16 protein-coding genes are annotated in these 15,616 nt (G+C 67.9%); 14 read left to right on the forward strand and 2 right to left on the reverse strand.

Annotated elements, in window-relative coordinates; genetic code table 11:
* Positions 1–202 precede the first annotated feature (202 nt).
* From ACSMFO_RS34175 to ehuA, 7 genes are all read left to right on the forward strand, one after another.
* Positions 203–754, forward strand: coding sequence for a hypothetical protein (locus ACSMFO_RS34175; RefSeq protein WP_038522480.1), 552 nt, complete (start codon positions 203–205; stop codon positions 752–754).
* Positions 755–841: 87 nt separating this feature from the next.
* Positions 842–1,465, forward strand: a complete 624-nt coding sequence (locus tag ACSMFO_RS34180; RefSeq protein ID WP_350596695.1) for a hypothetical protein — start codon at positions 842–844, stop codon at positions 1,463–1,465.
* Between the two features lie 144 nt (positions 1,466–1,609).
* The gene (locus ACSMFO_RS34185) at positions 1,610–3,631 is read left to right on the forward strand and encodes a protein meaA (RefSeq protein WP_436461851.1); all 2,022 of its coding nucleotides are present in this window, start codon (positions 1,610–1,612) and stop codon (positions 3,629–3,631) included.
* Between the two features lie 117 nt (positions 3,632–3,748).
* Positions 3,749–4,642: an ectoine/hydroxyectoine ABC transporter substrate-binding protein EhuB gene (gene ehuB, locus ACSMFO_RS34190; protein WP_073848269.1), complete on the forward strand. Its 894-nt coding sequence runs from the start codon at positions 3,749–3,751 to the stop codon at positions 4,640–4,642.
* 13 nt (positions 4,643–4,655) lie between these two features.
* Positions 4,656–5,351: an ectoine/hydroxyectoine ABC transporter permease subunit EhuC gene (gene ehuC, locus ACSMFO_RS34195; RefSeq protein WP_350580362.1), complete on the forward strand. Its 696-nt coding sequence runs from the start codon at positions 4,656–4,658 to the stop codon at positions 5,349–5,351.
* Positions 5,351–6,007 (forward strand): ectoine/hydroxyectoine ABC transporter permease subunit EhuD, encoded by a 657-nt coding sequence (gene ehuD, locus ACSMFO_RS34200; protein ID WP_378373184.1) that lies wholly within the window; start codon positions 5,351–5,353, stop codon positions 6,005–6,007. Before ehuC ends, ehuD begins: the two co-directional genes overlap by 1 nt.
* 7 nt (positions 6,008–6,014) lie before the next feature.
* Positions 6,015–6,779 (forward strand): ectoine/hydroxyectoine ABC transporter ATP-binding protein EhuA, encoded by a 765-nt coding sequence (ehuA, locus tag ACSMFO_RS34205; protein ID WP_073848267.1) that lies wholly within the window; start codon positions 6,015–6,017, stop codon positions 6,777–6,779.
* 106 nt (positions 6,780–6,885) lie between these two features.
* Here the strand turns inward: ehuA and ACSMFO_RS34210 are convergent, their stop codons facing one another.
* Positions 6,886–7,446: a cysteine hydrolase family protein gene (locus tag ACSMFO_RS34210; protein WP_436461852.1), complete on the reverse strand. Its 561-nt coding sequence runs from the start codon at positions 7,444–7,446 to the stop codon at positions 6,886–6,888.
* Between the two features lie 72 nt (positions 7,447–7,518).
* Between ACSMFO_RS34210 and ACSMFO_RS34215 the strand changes: the two genes are divergently transcribed.
* Both ACSMFO_RS34215 and ACSMFO_RS34220 read left to right on the forward strand, forming a co-directional pair.
* A complete protein-coding gene (locus ACSMFO_RS34215; RefSeq protein ID WP_436461853.1) occupies positions 7,519–8,505 on the forward strand; it encodes a GlxA family transcriptional regulator in 987 nt (328 codons plus the stop codon).
* Positions 8,478–9,251 (forward strand): enoyl-CoA hydratase-related protein, encoded by a 774-nt coding sequence (locus ACSMFO_RS34220; protein ID WP_037341443.1) that lies wholly within the window; start codon positions 8,478–8,480, stop codon positions 9,249–9,251. The genes ACSMFO_RS34215 and ACSMFO_RS34220 overlap by 28 nt, the downstream gene beginning before the upstream one ends.
* A 7-nt stretch (positions 9,252–9,258) precedes the next feature.
* On the opposite strand, the gene ACSMFO_RS34225 is transcribed toward ACSMFO_RS34220, so the two are convergent.
* Positions 9,259–9,801, reverse strand: coding sequence for an NUDIX domain-containing protein (locus tag ACSMFO_RS34225; RefSeq protein WP_073848264.1), 543 nt, complete (start codon positions 9,799–9,801; stop codon positions 9,259–9,261).
* Between the two features lie 37 nt (positions 9,802–9,838).
* On the opposite strand from ACSMFO_RS34225, the gene nucS reads away from it, so the two are divergent.
* The 5 genes from nucS to ACSMFO_RS34250 all read left to right on the forward strand — a co-directional run bounded on the left by nucS (position 9,839) and on the right by ACSMFO_RS34250 (position 15,604).
* Positions 9,839–10,498 carry an endonuclease NucS gene (nucS, locus tag ACSMFO_RS34230; protein ID WP_034308895.1) on the forward strand — a complete coding sequence of 220 codons (660 nt, stop codon included), beginning with the start codon at positions 9,839–9,841 and terminating at the stop codon, positions 10,496–10,498.
* A 328-nt stretch (positions 10,499–10,826) separates the two neighbouring features.
* Positions 10,827–11,789 (forward strand): patatin-like phospholipase family protein, encoded by a 963-nt coding sequence (locus ACSMFO_RS34235; protein WP_037341448.1) that lies wholly within the window; start codon positions 10,827–10,829, stop codon positions 11,787–11,789.
* Between the two features lie 44 nt (positions 11,790–11,833).
* Positions 11,834–12,610: a hypothetical protein gene (locus tag ACSMFO_RS34240; protein ID WP_038508970.1), complete on the forward strand. Its 777-nt coding sequence runs from the start codon at positions 11,834–11,836 to the stop codon at positions 12,608–12,610.
* Between the two features lie 147 nt (positions 12,611–12,757).
* Entirely contained in the window at positions 12,758–14,191 is a 1,434-nt protein-coding gene (locus ACSMFO_RS34245) for a DUF4331 domain-containing protein (RefSeq protein WP_436461854.1), read from the forward strand.
* A gap of 75 nt (positions 14,192–14,266) precedes the next feature.
* Positions 14,267–15,604, forward strand: coding sequence for a tetratricopeptide repeat protein (locus ACSMFO_RS34250; protein WP_436461855.1), 1,338 nt, complete (start codon positions 14,267–14,269; stop codon positions 15,602–15,604).
* The last annotated feature ends 12 nt before the right edge of the window (positions 15,605–15,616 follow it).

Genomic DNA, 15,616 nt, shown 5'->3' on the forward strand with positions numbered 1-15,616 from the left:
GCAGCAACGGCTCGATCACCGCCCATGCCTTATCCGTCAACTCACCACGACCAACCACACCCGCAATCCAACCGAACCCCAGCTAGATCACTTACAGGACACGCCCTAGGCCGGTGGCACCTCGCCAGGTCCGTTCGGCCCGATGGGCGACCGACGAACGGACACTCCTCGCCCGTCCCCCGGACGGGTAATGTGCCGTGGCATGCATGAGGGGCAGATCGACCTCCTTCCAGGCGAACGGGTCATCTGGGCCGGGCAGCCCGTGCGCAGGCCCCTCTTCAATCCCGGCGACTACTTCAACGTCCCTGTCGGCCTCCTCTGGCTCGGCGCCGTCACGGTGTTCTTCGCGGCCAACCACGACACGGCGTTCCACACGGCCGCATGGGTCGTGCTCACCGTCGCGGGCGTTCTGCATCTCGCCGGCAGGCCGCTGATCCGCTACCTCAGGCTCGCCTCGACCACGTACGCCGTGACGGACGGCCGGGTCATCGCGACCAGTTCGCTCGTCCGCCGCAAGGAGGAGTCCGCGGCGCTGGCCGGCCTCGCGGATCCCGTCGTCACCCCCGGGCCGGGCAAGACCGGGACGATCACCTTCGGCAGGCTCGGCGTGCTGGCGTGGGCGTCGGCGAACTTCGGCGCCGGCACCGGGAAGGACCGGAAGCCGCCGGTCATCCTGGTGGGCGTCAGCGACGTGGCGAAGGTCCGGGAGAAGCTGGCGAAAGCCGTCGAAGAGGCGCGAAACCGGAACCCTTAGCGGCCACAACACCTTCACAACATTTCCCGGTGGTGCCGGATGTGAATCTCTCCGCGTTGGCACGGATTCCCGACAGGAGAGAGAGAAATGCGCAAGCTTTGGAGCAGCACCCTCGCCCTGCTCGCCGCGGGTGGGCTGTCCGTCACCGTCTCCCCGGCGATCGCGGAGGCGGCACCGCCGAACTTCAGGATCGGCATCCAGCTGGCCGACAACGGCGGCCGGGGCGGGTTCGGGGTCGAGCAGTTCACCGGATTCGCCAACTTCGGCACCAGCGTGTCGCAGTGGGCCGGGGACAGCAACAACTTCGATCCGGACGGCGCCAGGATCGATCTCAACCCCGCGTTCGGCGGTGGCCAGCTGAACCAGATCGACTTCCGGATCGGCGGGCAGGCCCGCGACGGCGGCCGGGAACTCGGTCCGGTCACCTACACCCCGTGGGCGAGCCAGGGCGGCGGCACGACCGACCTGATCACCGACAGCAACTCCTTCGACCCGGACCAGTACCGGCTGTTCCTCGAGACGCGTCCGCTGCCGCCCGGTGTCCAGATCACCGACCTGCGCCTGTCCATCCTGGCCGTCGACCGCGGCGAGCCGGAGGGCGTGCCCACCTTCACCCGGTGGGCGAGCCAGGGCGGGGGCCAGAGCGACTTCGCCCTGGACGCCAACGCCTTCGACCCGGACGGGTTCCGGATCGGGCTCGAAGTCGTCTGATCCCGGTGCTCGGGTCCCGTGTCGTCCACCGGGGCCCGGGCACCTTCCAGCCGGGAAGAATGACCCGACTGTGTTCGATTCAACTGCGCACCGCATGTTACCGGCCGGTACACTCAGGCGGTCGTCCAGCGCCGGAGGTAGACCGTGCCCTATCCCACGGACCGTGAACGGGACCGCCCCTGGGTGATGCGGACCTACGCGGGTCACTCGTCCGCGGCCGCGTCCAACGAGCTGTACCGCCGTAACCTCGCGAAGGGGCAGACCGGCCTCTCGGTCGCCTTCGATCTGCCGACGCAGACCGGTTACGACCCGGATCACCAGCTGTCCAAGGGCGAGGTCGGCAAGGTCGGCGTCCCGGTCTCGCATATCGGCGACATGCGGCGCCTCTTCGACGGCATCCCGCTCGCCGAGGCCAACACGTCGATGACGATCAACGCGCCCGCCATGTGGCTGCTGGCGCTCTACGTCTCCGTGGCGCGTGAGCAGGCCGAAGCCGAGGGCCGTGACGTGGGCGAGGTGCTGGCGAAGCTCACCGGCACCACGCAGAACGACATCATCAAGGAATACCTCTCCCGCGGCACCTACATCTTCCCGCCAGGCCCGAGTCTCCGCCTGATCACCGACATGATCGCGTGGACCGTGCACCACGTGCCGAAGTGGAACCCGATCAACATCTGCAGCTACCACCTGCAGGAAGCCGGTGCGACGCCGACGCAAGAGGTCGCGTACGCGTTGTGCACCGCCATCGCCGTCCTCGACGCGGTCCGCGATTCGGGGCAAGTCGAGCAGGCGGACATGGCCAAGGTCGTCGCGCGGATCTCGTTCTTCGTCAACGCCGGGGTGCGGTTCGTCGAAGAGATGTCGAAGATGCGCGCGTTCACCGCGCTCTGGGACGAGATCACGCGGGATCGTTACGGCGTCACGGATCCCAAGGCGCGGCGGCTGCGCTACGGCGTGCAGGTCAACTCGCTGGGCCTGACCGAGGCGCAGCCGGAGAACAACGTCCAGCGCATCGTGCTGGAGATGCTCGCGGTCTCCCTTTCCCGCGGTGCCAGGGCCCGCGCGATCCAGCTGCCCGCGTGGAACGAGGCGCTCGGCCTGCCCCGGCCGTGGGATCAGCAGTGGGCGCTGCGGATGCAGCAGGTGCTGGCGTTCGAGACCGATCTGCTGGAGTACGAGGACATCTTCGACGGCTCGCACGTCATCCAGGCCAAGGTCGACGAGATCATGACGGGCGCGCGCGAGGAGATCGCGCGGGTGCAGGATCTGGGCGGCGCGGTGGCGGCCGTCGAGAGCGGCTACATGAAGTCGCAGCTCGTCGCTTCGCTCGCGGAGTACCGGCGCGGTATGGAGAACGGCGAGCGGATCCTGGTCGGGGTCAACAAGTTCGAGACCACCGAGCCGTCCCCGCTGCAAGCCGAGGGCGCGAAGGCGATCGAGACGATCGACGCGGGCGTCGAGAAGCAGGCGGTCACCGCGATCGAGGAATGGCGGACGCACCGCGACAACGCGGCCGCCGAGTCGGCGCTGGAGAAGCTGAAGACCGTCGCCAAGACTTCGCAGAACCTGTTCGAAGCCACCATCGAATGTGCTCGTGCCGGTGTCACCACGGGTGAATGGTCGGGCGCGCTGCGCGAGGTGTTCGGCGAATACCGTGCTCCCACCGGGGTTTCCGCGTCGGCGGCCGCGGGCGAGGGCAACGAGGAGATCCGCCGCGTCCGTGACCGGATCAAGGCGACGAACACCGAAATCGGCGAGCGGCTGCGGATCCTGGTCGGCAAACCCGGTCTCGACGGGCATTCCAACGGCGCCGAGCAGGTGGCCGTGCGGGCGCGTGACGTCGGCTTCGAGGTGGTGTACCAGGGCATCCGGCTCACGCCGGAACAGATCGTCGCGGCCGCCGTCCAGGAGGGCGTGCACGTGGTCGGGCTTTCGGTGCTCTCGGGTTCGCATCTCGAGGTCGTGCCGCAGGTCGTGGACGGTTTGCGGGCCGCGGGCGCGGGCGACATCCCGGTCATCGTCGGCGGCATCATCCCGCCCGACGACGAGAAGCTCCTGCTGGAGCGGGGAATCGCGCGGGTGTTCACGCCGAAGGACTACGAACTCACCGACATCATGGACGGAATTGTCGGATTGGTACGGGAGCGCCACGGTCTGAGCACCTAAAGTCACCGTAAATCTCGGTACCGTAACAGCGGGTGGTTCGTCACCCGCTCACACTGCTCGCGTGTGGGTACCCACCTACGTTTCGATTAAACCGATTAATCGAAAAGAGGTGCCGCAATGGTGCACGGCGAATGGTCGAGGCGAGAGTTCTTCCGGCGGTCGGCGGTACTGGGAGCGGTGACGATCGGCGGCCCGGTGCTGCTGTCCGCGTGCACGTCGACGTCTTCCGGTGACGCCCTGCAGGCCGCCAAGGACGCGAAGAAGATCAAGATCGGGATCGCGAACGAAGCGCCGTACGGTTTCACCGACCAAGCCGGCAAGGTCACCGGTGAGGCGCCGGAGGTCGCGCGCGCCGTCTTCAAGGCCATGGGCATCGACAACGTGGAAGCCGAAGCGGTCTCCTTCGACCAGCTGATCCCCGCGCTCAACGCCAGGAAGTACGACATCGTCGCGGCCGGGATGAACATCAAGAAGGAACGGTGCGACGCGGCGGCCTTCTCGATCCCCGACTACTCGGCGCTGACCGCTTTGCTGGTACCCAAGGGAAATCCGCAGCAGGTGCTGAAGTTCGAGGATATCGCGGCGAAGAAGGTCAAGGTCGCCGTGCTCTCCGCGGCCGTGGAAAAGGGATACGCCACCGACTCGGGCGTCGCCGAGGACCAGATCGTCACCCTCGACTCGCAGGACAACATGCTCCGCGCGGTCACCGACGGCCGGGTCTACTGCGCCGCGCTCACCGACATCTCGCTCAAGGACGTCCTGGCGAAGAGCCCGGGCGCCGCGGCCGAGGTGACGCCGGGCTTCGACCCGATCAAGGACGGCAAACCGGTCGTCTCCGCCGGTGCGTTCGTCTTCCGCAAGGACGACAACCCGTTGCGCGAGGCCTTCAACGCCGAGCTCAAGAAGCTGCACGACAGCGGCGAATGGACCAAGATCGTGACGCCGTTCGGGTTCTCGGCGGACAACCTGCCGAAGGCCGACGTCACCACCGAGAAACTCTGCGCGGTGTAGCGGGGCTGACGTCATGTCGTCGTCGGTATCGCATATCATCACGACCGTCCTCAGTGGACTGACCTCGACCGTCACCGCCGCCGTCGGCGGGATCGCGCTCACCGTGGTGCTCTCCCTGATCGCCGGGCTCGCGCTGGGCTCGCCGTCCCGGACCGTGCGGGGGATTTCGCGTGTCTACGTCGAGATCTTCCGCGGCACCTCGGAAGTCGTCCAGCTGTTCTGGTTGTACTTCGTGCTGCCGGTGCTGGTCGGCTTCCAGCTGGTGCCGATGTTCGCCGGGATCCTGGTACTGGGCCTCAACCACGGGGCGTACGGCGCGGAAATCGTCCGCGGCGCGGTGAACTCGGTGCCCCGCGCGCAGTTCGAAGGCGCCGTCGCGCTCAACCTGACCCCCGCCCAGCGGATGCGGCGGGTGATCCTGCCGCAGGCGTTCGCGGAAATGCTGCCACCGTTCAACAATCTCTTCATCCAGTTGCTGAAGAGCACCGCGCTGCTTTCGTTCATCGCCGTCCCGGAGATGGCACGGCAAGGTGAACTGCTGCGGCCGGTGTTCGGCGCCGAGCTCGGCTGGATCTACGGCACCGAACTCGTGCTCTATCTCCTGATCGCGTTGCTGATCACCAGCGGGATGCGGCTGCTGGAACGGATCGCCGCGCGGCGCCTCGGCCGGGCCCCGGCCAAGATGACGGCCACCGCGGGAGGTGTGTGATGGACTGGAGCTGGGAATCCGCCGCGAATTCGGTTCCCCTTCTGCTGGAAGGGCTTCTCGTCACCGTCGAGATCACCCTGCTGGCCTCGGTGGTCGCGTACGCGCTCGGCCTGGTGTTCGCGCTGATCCGCCGGACGGGGATTCCCGTGTTGTCCCAGGCGGTTCTGCTGTTCATCGAGTTCGTGCGCAGTACACCTTTGCTGATTCAGGTGTTCGTGCTCTATTACGTGATCCAGCCGGTGGGCGGGATGACGTTGTCCCCGTTCACCACCGGTGTGATCGCGCTCGGCGTGCATTACGCGACGTACGCGGCCGAGGTTTACCGTGCCGGGATCGAGGCCGTCCCGAAAGGACAGTGGGAGGCCACGACCGCGCTGAACCTGCCGAGGTCGCGGGTGTGGACCGCGGTGGTGCTGCCGCAAGCCGTCCCGCGGGTGCTGCCCGCGCTCGGCAACTACACGATCTCGATGTTCAAGGAAACCCCGTTGTTGCTGGCGATCGGCGTCGTCGACGTCCTGGCGAGGGCGAAGGAGGTCGGTGCCGACACGTTCCGCGTCACCGAGCCGTACACCCTGGCCGGGGTGCTGTTCCTGCTGGTGAGCCTGCCGGCTTCGATTCTGGTGAGAAGGTTGGAGCGACGTGCCGCCCACAGTTGATTCCCCGATGATCCGGTTCTCGCAGGTGGTCAAGTCCTATGGGGACCACGTGGTGTTGCAGGACCTCGATTTCACCGTCGCGCCGGGGGAGTTCGTCTCGCTGATCGGGCCGAGCGGGTCCGGGAAGACGACGATCCTGCGGCTGTTGATGACACTGGAGAAGGTCGACGGCGGCACCATCGAGGTCTGTGGTGACTACCTGAGTCACATGAAGCGCGGCGAGAAGCTGGTGCCCGCGGACGAGAAGTACCTGCGGGAAGCGCGCAAACGGATCGGCATGGTGTTCCAGCAGTTCAACCTGTTCCCGAACATGAACGTGCTGCGCAACATCACCGAAGCGCCGATCCACTCGCTCGGCGTCTCGCGGGACGAGGCCGAGGCGCGAGCCGTCGAACTGCTGGAGATGGTGGGGCTCGCGGACAAGAAGGACGCGCACCCCACCCGGCTTTCCGGTGGCCAGCAACAGCGCGTCGCGATCGCCCGCGCGCTCGCGATGCGACCGGACGTGCTGCTGCTGGACGAGGTGACTTCGGCGCTCGACCCGGAACTGGTCGCCGACGTCCTGCGCGTGCTGCGCGAGATCGCGACGTCCACCGACATCACGATCCTTTGTGTCACGCACGAAATGCAGTTCGCGCGGGACGTTTCGGACCGGGTGATGATGTTCGACGAGGGGCAGGTGCTGGAGGACGCCGCGCCGGACAAGCTGTTCAACGATCCGGAGCACGACCGGACGCGGCGGTTCCTCAAAGCGGTGATCGACCGGGCCTGAGGGGAGGCGGCGGGAGGGCGTGGGTCGCGCGGGTCGTGAGTGGTAAGTGTCGTTCTAACGACACTTACCACTCACGACCAACTCGACCCATGCCCTCCCGCCGGCCTCAAAGCGCGCTCAAGATCTCCTTCGTCGAGGTGACCGTGGCGAATCCGCCTCCGTGCAGGTTCGTCGCGGTCGCCCGGTGCAGCTCGTCCGCGGTCAGGACGCCGCCGTCCGGTCCGGCGAGGTCGAAGGTGAACGTGGCGTCGAGCGCGAAAGTCACGTCGTAGCCGAGGTTCCCGCCGACGCGCGCGGTGGTCTCGCAGCAGAAGTTCGTCTGGATGCCGGCGAGCACGAACGAAGTGATGCCGCGAGTCTTCAGCCAGCCGTCGAGATCGATGTCGCCGTGGAAGGCCGAGTTGACCTTCTTGCCGAACACCAGATCCGCGCGCACGCCGTCGAGTTCCGGCTTGAAGTGGTTGCCCTCCTGGCCGGGCCGCAGCGACGAGCCGGGTTTCACGGAGTCGTGGTGCACCAGCACGATCGGCAGCCCGCGCTCCTGCCAGGCGTCGACGAGCGCCTTGATGTTGGCTTCCGCGCCGGGGTTGTTGCGCGGGCCCCAGACGGGCCGGTCGAAGCCGCGCTGGACGTCGATCACGATCAAGGCCTTGGTTTCAGTGGTCATGGCCTCGAGTCTCGTGCTCGGAGCGGCCGCCGAGGGAGTGGCAGAAGACGCACGATGCGGTACTTTCCTGCCATGCGAACCGTGGGTGTGCTCCTCCTGCCGGGCAGCCGGGCCTTCGATCTGGGCGTGATCGGCGAGGTCTGGGGCGTGGACCGGACCGACAGCGGCATCGGCCCCTTCGAGGTCCGGCTCTGCGCGTCCGGCCGCGGCCGGGTCGCCATCCACCCGTTCGGCCAGGTCGAGGCGACGCATGGGCTGAGCGGGCTGGCGGGCTGCGATCTCGTCCTCGTGCCCGGCCGGGTCGATCCGCACGCCGAGGTGCCCGCGGCCGCCGTCGCCGCGCTGCGCAAGGCGCACCGGGCCGGGATCACCGTGGCGTCGCTGTGCTCCGGTGCCTTCACCCTCGCGGCGGCCGGGCTGCTCGACGGCCGGTCCGTCACCACGCACTGGCGGCTGCTGGACGATCTCGAAACCGCCGCTCGTGACGCGGTCGTCCAGCGGGACGTCCTCTTCACCGACGAGGGTGACGTCCTGACCTCCGCCGGAGTGGTCGGCGGGCTGGATCTCTGCCTGCACCTGGTGCGCCGCGACCACGGCGCCGAGGTCGCGGCCGCCCTCGCCCGGCGGCTCGTGATGCCGCCGGCGCGGGAAGGCGGCCAGCGGCAGTACGTCGACAACCCCTTGCCGCCCAAGCCGTCGCGGCCGAGCGTTTCGTCCACAATGGACTGGGCGCTGGAGCGTATCGCCGACGACATCGGCGTCGACGACCTCGTCGGGCACGCCGGGCTCAGCGAGCGGACGTTCCATCGCGAGTTCGCCGCGGCCACCGGTGTCACGCCGGGACGCTGGCTGCGCGCGCAGCGGGTGCGGCTCGCGCGGCGGCTGCTGGAGACCACCGAGCTGCCGGTCGAGCGGGTCGCGCAGCGATCCGGCCTCGGCACCGCCGCCAACCTGCGGCGACGGCTCCGGGCCGACGTCGGTGTCGGGCCCGATTCGTATCGCCGGACGTTCCGGTCGGTTACCGTCGAAGCATGGCCGAGTACGAGCACATCCTCGTGAAGCGGGACGGCGACACCGTCACGATCACCATGAACCGCGCCGCGCGGCGGAACTCGTTGTCCGCCGACCACCTCGCCGAGCTGCTCGCGGCGTTCCGCGAGGCGGGGGACACCGACGCCACCGGGATCGTCCTGGCCGGCGCCGGGCCGGTGTTCTCGGCGGGGCACGACTTCGGCGACGTCGCCGCCCGCGACCTGATGGGCGTGCGCGAGCTGCTGCGGCTGTGCACGGACCTGATGGGCACGATGCAGTCCGTGCCGCAGGTCGTCGTCGCGCGGGTGCACGGGCTCGCGACCGCGGCGGGCTGCCAGCTGGTGGCGTCGTGCGACCTCGCCGTGGCCGCGGAATCCGCGGGCTTCGCCCTGCCCGGCGGCAAGGGCGGCTGGTTCTGCCATACGCCCGCGGTGCCGGTCGCCCGCGCGATCGGGCGGAAACGGCTGATGGAGCTGGCGCTCACCGGCGACGTCGTCGACGCCGCGACCGCGCTGGACTGGGGACTGGTGAACCGCGTGGTCCCGGACGACTCACTGGATGAGGCCGTCGCTTCATTGCTGGGACGTGCGACGCGGGGCAGCCGGGCGAGCAAGGCGATGGGCAAGCAGACCCTCTACGCGCAGCTGGACCGGCCCGAGGCCGACGCCTACGCGCTCGCGCTGGAGGTGATGGCTTCCGCCTCGCAGCTGCCCGGCGCCCGCGAGGGGATGGCGGCGTTCCTGGAGAAGCGCTCCCCGGTGTGGCCGGACTGAGCGGCCGTCACAACGTCCGCTCGCGGACGAGCAGGAGCGCGTAGGCGGCCAAGGTCTGCGCGTCGGTGATGTCACCCGCGGCGATCATCTTCTCGAACTCGTCGCGGTCGAACCACGCCGTCCGCATGTCCTGCTCTTCGACCTCGCGCTGGGCTTCACTCTGCGTGAGATCGGTGGCCAGGAAGACGCGCCCGCGCTGGCTCGACATCCCGGCGGCGACGTCCGTCACGCCGAGTTCGGCCATCGAGCCCGCGACCAGGCCGGTCTCCTCGCGCAGTTCGCGCGCGGCGAGTTCGAGCGGCGGGACGTCGGCCAGTTCGGGTGCGGTGCCCATCGGGAACTCCCAGCGCCGCAGCCCGAGCGGATAGCGGAACTGCTCGACCAGGTGAAACCTCGCCCCGTCGAAGGGGATCACGACGGCGCAGGTGGGTTTGTCGACGACCGCGTAGATCCCCTCGGAACCATCGAGCCGCCGGACGTCGTCCTCGCGCAGGGTCATCCAGTTGTTCCGGTACACCTCACGCGAGCTGACACGCTGAACGGGGTCCATGCGCACAGTATCGCCGTGCTTGTCCTACCCTCGCGGGGTGCGCCTTGTGATCGCTCGCTGCCAGGTCGACTACGCCGGCCGTCTGACCGCCCATCTGCCGATGGCCACCCGGCTGCTGCTCGTGAAGGCCGACGGCTCGGTGTCCGTGCACTCGGACGACCGCGCCTACAAGCCGCTGAACTGGATGAGCCCGCCGTGCTGGCTGATCGAGGACGGCAAGCTGTGGATCGTCGAGAACAAGCAGGGGGAGAAGCTCGTCATCACGATCGACGAGATCTTCCACGACCACGCCCAGGAACTCGGCGCGGAGCCGGGCCTGCAGAAGGACGGCGTCGAGGCGCACCTGCAGGAACTGCTCGCCGAGCACATCAAGACCCTCGGTGACGGCTACACGCTGGTGCGGCGGGAGTTCCCGACCGCGATCGGCCCGGTCGACATCATGGCCCGCGACGCCGACGGGGCCAGTGTCGCCGTCGAGATCAAACGGCGCGGCGAGATCGACGGTGTCGAGCAGTTGACGCGCTACCTCGAACTGCTCAACCGCGACCCGCTGCTGGCGCCGGTGCAGGGCGTGTTCGCGGCGCAGATCATCAAACCGCAGGCGCGGGTACTGGCCGAGGACCGCGGGATCCGCTGCCTCACGCTGGACTACGACGCGCTGCGCGGCATCGAGTCGGACGAGTTCCGCCTGTTCTGAGCGTTCCCCGCTCGCGTTTAGTCCTCTGGATGCGGTAGTTGCGCGCGCAACTACCGCATCCAGAGGACTAAACGCGGCGGGTTCGGGCGCTGAACAGCCGATACCGAATCGAGTCCATGATTCGGGTATCTGCATTCTTTCTCGCGCCACAGAATGCCCTAAAGGGCGGCGGGAAATTAACGAACTCGCGTTCTCCCGCAAAAGAACCAGCTACTTCCGGGCCATTCGGGTGAACGCCGGATTCCTCGGTCTCGCGCTGTGTCACACTCGATTTCCGCGAGGGGTACCACCGACATCCGGTGGTCGCGGGGTCCAGAGGTGAAGTGCCATGGCTGATTCTCCGAAGTGTGTCGATCTGGTGCTGGAAGGCGGCGGCGTCAAAGGCATCGGGTTGCTGGGCGCGGTGCTGGAGTTGCACGAAGCCGGTTATTCGTTTCCCCGGATCGCCGGGACGAGCGCCGGTGCGATCGTGGCGACACTGGTCGCCGCTTATCAGAAGGCCGGGAAGGACCTCGGCGGTCTGGAAGCGGTGATGAACGACATGGACTGCCGCCGTTTCCAGGATCAGTCCCTGTTCGACAAGGTCACCGGTCCGATCGGCGACGGCGTGGATCTGCTCCTGCACGACGGGATGCACTCCGGCGACTATCTCGCGGAATGGCTCACCCCGTTGCTGGAAGACGTCGGCGTGCGCACTTTCGCCGATCTCGCCATCGACGATCCGGAAAGTACTTTGCTTCCGTACCAACGGTATTCCCTCGTCGTCCACGTCAGTGACCTGACGCGTCGCGTGCTCGTCCGGCTGCCTTGGGATTATTCCCAGTACGGCCGCGATCCCGGTGCGGAGAAGATCGTCGACGCGGTCCGCGCGTCCATGTCGATCCCGCTGTACTTCCGGCCGGTGCAGTTCGCCGTCCGCCCCGAGGGCACCGTCACCTGGGTCGACGGCGGGCTGCTGTCGAACTTCCCGATCACCGTCTTCGACCGGACCGACACGAAGAAGCCGCGCTGGCCGACCTGGGGCGTGAAGCTTTCCGGGGAACCGGTGGGCGGCAGGGACAAACCGGTGAAGAGCGCGTTGCGGATCGCCATCGGTTCGCTCGAAACCCTGCTGTCGGACTGGAATCGTTACCGGTTGCACGAGGAGGGTGTGAACCGGCGGACGGTGTACGTCGACACGACCGGGGTTTCCGCCGTCGACTTCGGGCTCGGCGAAGAGGAGAAGAAGCGCCTCTTCGAAAGCGGGCGGGAGGCCGCGCGGCGGTTCCTGGAAAAGATCGTGCCGCAATGAACTCGCCGGCGGTATTCCGGTGGGATGAGGGATAGGAGGATCCCATGCGTTATCGCCCGATCGGTAGTGACCCGGCGGACGGCCGGCTCGGCCGGTTCGTCCCGGACGACTGGCGCCACGTCGAGCGCTATCCGTTGACCGCGCTGGCCACCGAGGACCGGCCCACCCGGTCGCCGGTCGTCATCGGTGTCAACTGGTACAAGGAATTCGACGTACCGGAGAAGGACGAGAAGTCCGGCGAATTCTTCGTCGCGAAGGGCGGCGCGAAATCGCTCACCAGGATCCGCGGCGGGCATTGCGTCTGCCTCGAACCCGGTGAGTCGACCGACGGCGAAAAACAGTACGCCTTCTACGACCAGGGCCGGGAAGGCGCGTGCGTCGGCTTCGGCTGGTCGCGCTGCATGTCGATGTTCAACGGCGACCTCTACGCCGCGCGGTGGCTGTGGGACCAGTCGAAGATGCGTGACGAATGGGACGAGACCAACCCCGGGGACAACAACGGCACCTCGTGCCGTGCCGCGGCCGAGGTCCTGCTCGAACTGGGGCACGTCCCGTGGTCGGAAACCTACGCCGACGACGATCACGTCAAGCGGGCCGCCTACACACCTGACGTCAAGAACGGCATCCAGGCCTATCGCTGGGCGACGTCGGTCGAGGAAGTACACGAGGTCCTCGGCAACCCCCGTGCCGACGAACTCGGCGCCGTGCCGTTCCTCAACTCGTGGGGTCCGGGCTACCCGCACCGCACGTACATGCCGGACGACGTCCTCGCCCGGTTGATCAAGGAGGACGGCGAAGTGGGCCTGCCCACGGACCGGTAAACCCCCACCGGTCACGGGAGAGGGCCGTTCTCGGCGGAAACGCCGGGAGCGGCCCTTTTTCGCGCCCTTTTCCCGGCGCCACAACACTTCCACAACATCCCCACTGACGACGGCGGGCACCATCGGCCTCGGTGAAAGGGGAATGAAATGGCTACATCCCATCTCGCTCGCCGCCGGCGAGCGACCGTCTCGGCTTTCTTGACCGGGGCGACGGTGCTCGTGAGCGCCCTCGCCGCCCCGGCGTCGGCCTCCAGTCACCGGGAAGCCCCGCTGATCTCGGGCGACCCGGCGGTGGACAACACCGACGTGTACGCGTTCGTCAGCCCTGACAAGCCGGACACCGTGACCCTGATCGCGAACTGGTATCCGTTCGAAGAACCCAATGGGGGACCGAACTTCTACCCGTGGGCCACGGACGCGAACCACGACATCAACATCGACAACAACGGTGACGCGAAAGCGGACCTGACCTACCGGTGGACCTTCCGCACCGAAGACCGGCGCGGGAACGACACCTTCCTCTACAACGACGATCCGGTCACTTCGCTGGACGACGAGGACCTGTTGTTCCGCCAGTTCTACACGCTCTCGGTGATCGACCGGGGGACCGGGCGGACCACGAACCTGGTCACCAACGGCAGGGTCGCGCCGTCGAACGTCGGCCCGGCGTCGATGCCGAACTACGGCGTGCTCCGGAACCAGGCGATCACCCCGCTCCCCGGTGGCGGGCAGACGTTCGCCGGGCAGGCCGACGACCCGTTCTTCCTGGATCTGCGGATCTTCGACCTGCTCTACGGGAAGAACCTGTCCGAGGTCGGGCAGGACACGCTGGCCGGCTTCAACGTGAACACCGTGGCGTTGCAGCTGCCCAAGAGCGCGCTGACCCTCGGGGGCAATCCGGCCAGGAACCCGGTGATCGGGGTCTGGAGCGACACCGAACGCAAGACGATCACGCTGCGCACCCCCGGTGCGGAGCGAGCGCTCGGCGCCGACGTCCAGGTTTCGCGCCTGGGCAACCCGCTGGTGAACGAGGTCGTCGTGCCGGCCGGGTTGAAGGACCGGTTCAATTCGCTCCTGCCGGAGCAGGACCGGACGGTGCCCGCGCTGGTGAACAGGGTGACCAATCCGGAGGTGCCGGACCTCGTCCAGCGGATCTACGGCATCCCCGCGCCCGCCAAACCCCGTGACGATCTGACGGAGATCTTCCTGACCGGGATCACCACCAAATCCGGTGACAAGATCAACCTGGATCTCAACTCGCAGCTCAACAACGCCGACGTCAACCCGGCGCGGTTCGCGCCGTCGGAACAGCTGCGGCTGAACACCTCGATCCCGGTCACCGCGCAGCCCAACCGGCTCGGTGTCCTCGGCGGCGACCTCCAAGGGTTCCCGAACGGCCGTCGGCTGGCCGACGACGCGCTCGACATCAGCGTCCAGGCGCTGGAAGGCGCGGCGGTCAGCGGCATCGTCAAGGCACTCGCCGCGGGCGACCGGGTGGACCGGAACGACGTCCCGTTCGGCGCGGTGTTCCCGTACGTCGCCCTGCCGAACAACAAGGCGGTCAACTCGACCGTCCGTTGATCCCCCCTCCCCTCGGTGGCCGCCGCTGACCCCCGGCGGCGGCCACCACCCCCATCTCCGCGGAAGGCGGACCCGATGTCCCACGACGTCCCCGAAAGCACGACAGGTATCCGATTCGGGAAGCGCACTCGCCGGTTCACGCTTCTGGCGGTCTTCGGCGCGAGCTTGCTCACCGTGGGTGTCGCCGCGTTGATCCCGCCCGAACCGGTCCTCAGCGAAGGGCCGCAGGGCGGCTTCAGCACTCTCGACAGGGCGGTCCGGACGGCGGAGGCCAAACTCGCGAAACAGGACCAGGATCCGCAGGCCTGGGCCGAACTCGGCGCCGCCTATGTCGAGGTGGCCCGGGTCAAGGCCGACCCGGCTTACTTCCCGAAGGCCGAAGAGGCGTTGCGGAAGTCGTTGGGGCAGCAGCCCGACGGCAACGGGATCGCCTTGGCGGGCATGGGCGCGCTCGCCAACGCGCGGCACGACTTCGCCGGCGCTCGCGACTGGGGCGAGAAGGCGAAGGCCGCGCTGCCGGACAACGCCGAGATCCACGGCGTGCTCAACGACGCCTACACCCAGCTCGGGGACACGGCAGCGGCCACCGCCGCGTTGCAGCGGATGCTCGATCTGAAACCGGGTGTCTCCTCGTTCACCCGCGCCGCCTACGAATTCGAAATACACGGTCGTGTCGACGACGCCCGGCACGCGCTCGATCGGGCACTGGCGGACGCCGTCGATCCCAGCGACGTCGCGTTCTGCCGCAATCTCCTCGGCGAACTCGCCTTCGACAACGGGGATCTCGACACCGCACAGCTGCATTTCGAGGCGGGCGAGCGCGCATTGCCGCAGGAAACCTCGCTCCAGCAAGGAAAGGCCAAGGTCGCGGCGGCACGCGGGCAGACCGCCAAGGCGCTCGCCGGTTATCGGGATCTCGTGGCCCGTCAGCCGAACGTGGGGAATCTGCGCGAGTACGCCCTGCTGTTGTCGGCGTCGGGGGCACCGGAATCCGCCGCACGTCAGTACGAGCTCTTCGAGGAGCAGCGACGCCTCGAAGTCGACTCCGGTGCGAACGTGGACCTCGAAGCGTCCTTGGTGGCCGCGGACCGCGGCGACGCCGTGCAGGCCCTCCGGTTCGCGCAGGCGGAATGGGAGCGCAGGCAACCCGTGTTCGTCGCCGACGCCATGGCCTGGGCACTGCACCTCAACGGCCGGAACGCCGAAGCCCTCACCTTCGCCGACCGGGCGGCGAGCACCGGCTGGCGCAGCGCCTCGTTCTCCTACCACCGCGGCATGATCCTCGCCGCGCTCGGGCGGCCGGGCGAAGCCGTCAAGGCGCTCGCCGAAGCGCTGCGCATCAATCCGAACTTCTCCTTGACCGACGCGCGGACGGCACGCACCACGCTGGCGAACCTCGGCGGTGCCGGATGAGTCCGCGACGGC

Source organism: Amycolatopsis sp. w19 (assembly GCF_051373225.1).
GTDB classification, from domain to species: domain Bacteria; phylum Actinomycetota; class Actinomycetes; order Mycobacteriales; family Pseudonocardiaceae; genus Amycolatopsis; species Amycolatopsis japonica.

Coding starts and splice junctions, on each gene's coding strand:
- ACSMFO_RS34175 (WP_038522480.1), top strand. CDS start 203: ATGCATGAGGGGCAGATCGACCTCCTTCCAGGCGAACGGGTCATCTGG.
- ACSMFO_RS34180 (WP_350596695.1), top strand. CDS start 842: ATGCGCAAGCTTTGGAGCAGCACCCTCGCCCTGCTCGCCGCGGGTGGG.
- ehuB (WP_073848269.1), top strand. CDS start 3,749: ATGGTGCACGGCGAATGGTCGAGGCGAGAGTTCTTCCGGCGGTCGGCG.
- ehuC (WP_350580362.1), top strand. CDS start 4,656: ATGTCGTCGTCGGTATCGCATATCATCACGACCGTCCTCAGTGGACTG.
- ehuD (WP_378373184.1), top strand. CDS start 5,351: ATGGACTGGAGCTGGGAATCCGCCGCGAATTCGGTTCCCCTTCTGCTG.
- ehuA (WP_073848267.1), top strand. CDS start 6,015: ATGATCCGGTTCTCGCAGGTGGTCAAGTCCTATGGGGACCACGTGGTG.
- ACSMFO_RS34210 (WP_436461852.1), bottom strand. CDS start 7,446: ATGACCACTGAAACCAAGGCCTTGATCGTGATCGACGTCCAGCGCGGC.
- ACSMFO_RS34215 (WP_436461853.1), top strand. CDS start 7,519: ATGCGAACCGTGGGTGTGCTCCTCCTGCCGGGCAGCCGGGCCTTCGAT.
- ACSMFO_RS34220 (WP_037341443.1), top strand. CDS start 8,478: ATGGCCGAGTACGAGCACATCCTCGTGAAGCGGGACGGCGACACCGTC.
- ACSMFO_RS34225 (WP_073848264.1), bottom strand. CDS start 9,801: ATGGACCCCGTTCAGCGTGTCAGCTCGCGTGAGGTGTACCGGAACAAC.
- ACSMFO_RS34235 (WP_037341448.1), top strand. CDS start 10,827: ATGGCTGATTCTCCGAAGTGTGTCGATCTGGTGCTGGAAGGCGGCGGC.
- ACSMFO_RS34240 (WP_038508970.1), top strand. CDS start 11,834: ATGCGTTATCGCCCGATCGGTAGTGACCCGGCGGACGGCCGGCTCGGC.
- ACSMFO_RS34245 (WP_436461854.1), top strand. CDS start 12,758: ATGGCTACATCCCATCTCGCTCGCCGCCGGCGAGCGACCGTCTCGGCT.
- ACSMFO_RS34250 (WP_436461855.1), top strand. CDS start 14,267: ATGTCCCACGACGTCCCCGAAAGCACGACAGGTATCCGATTCGGGAAG.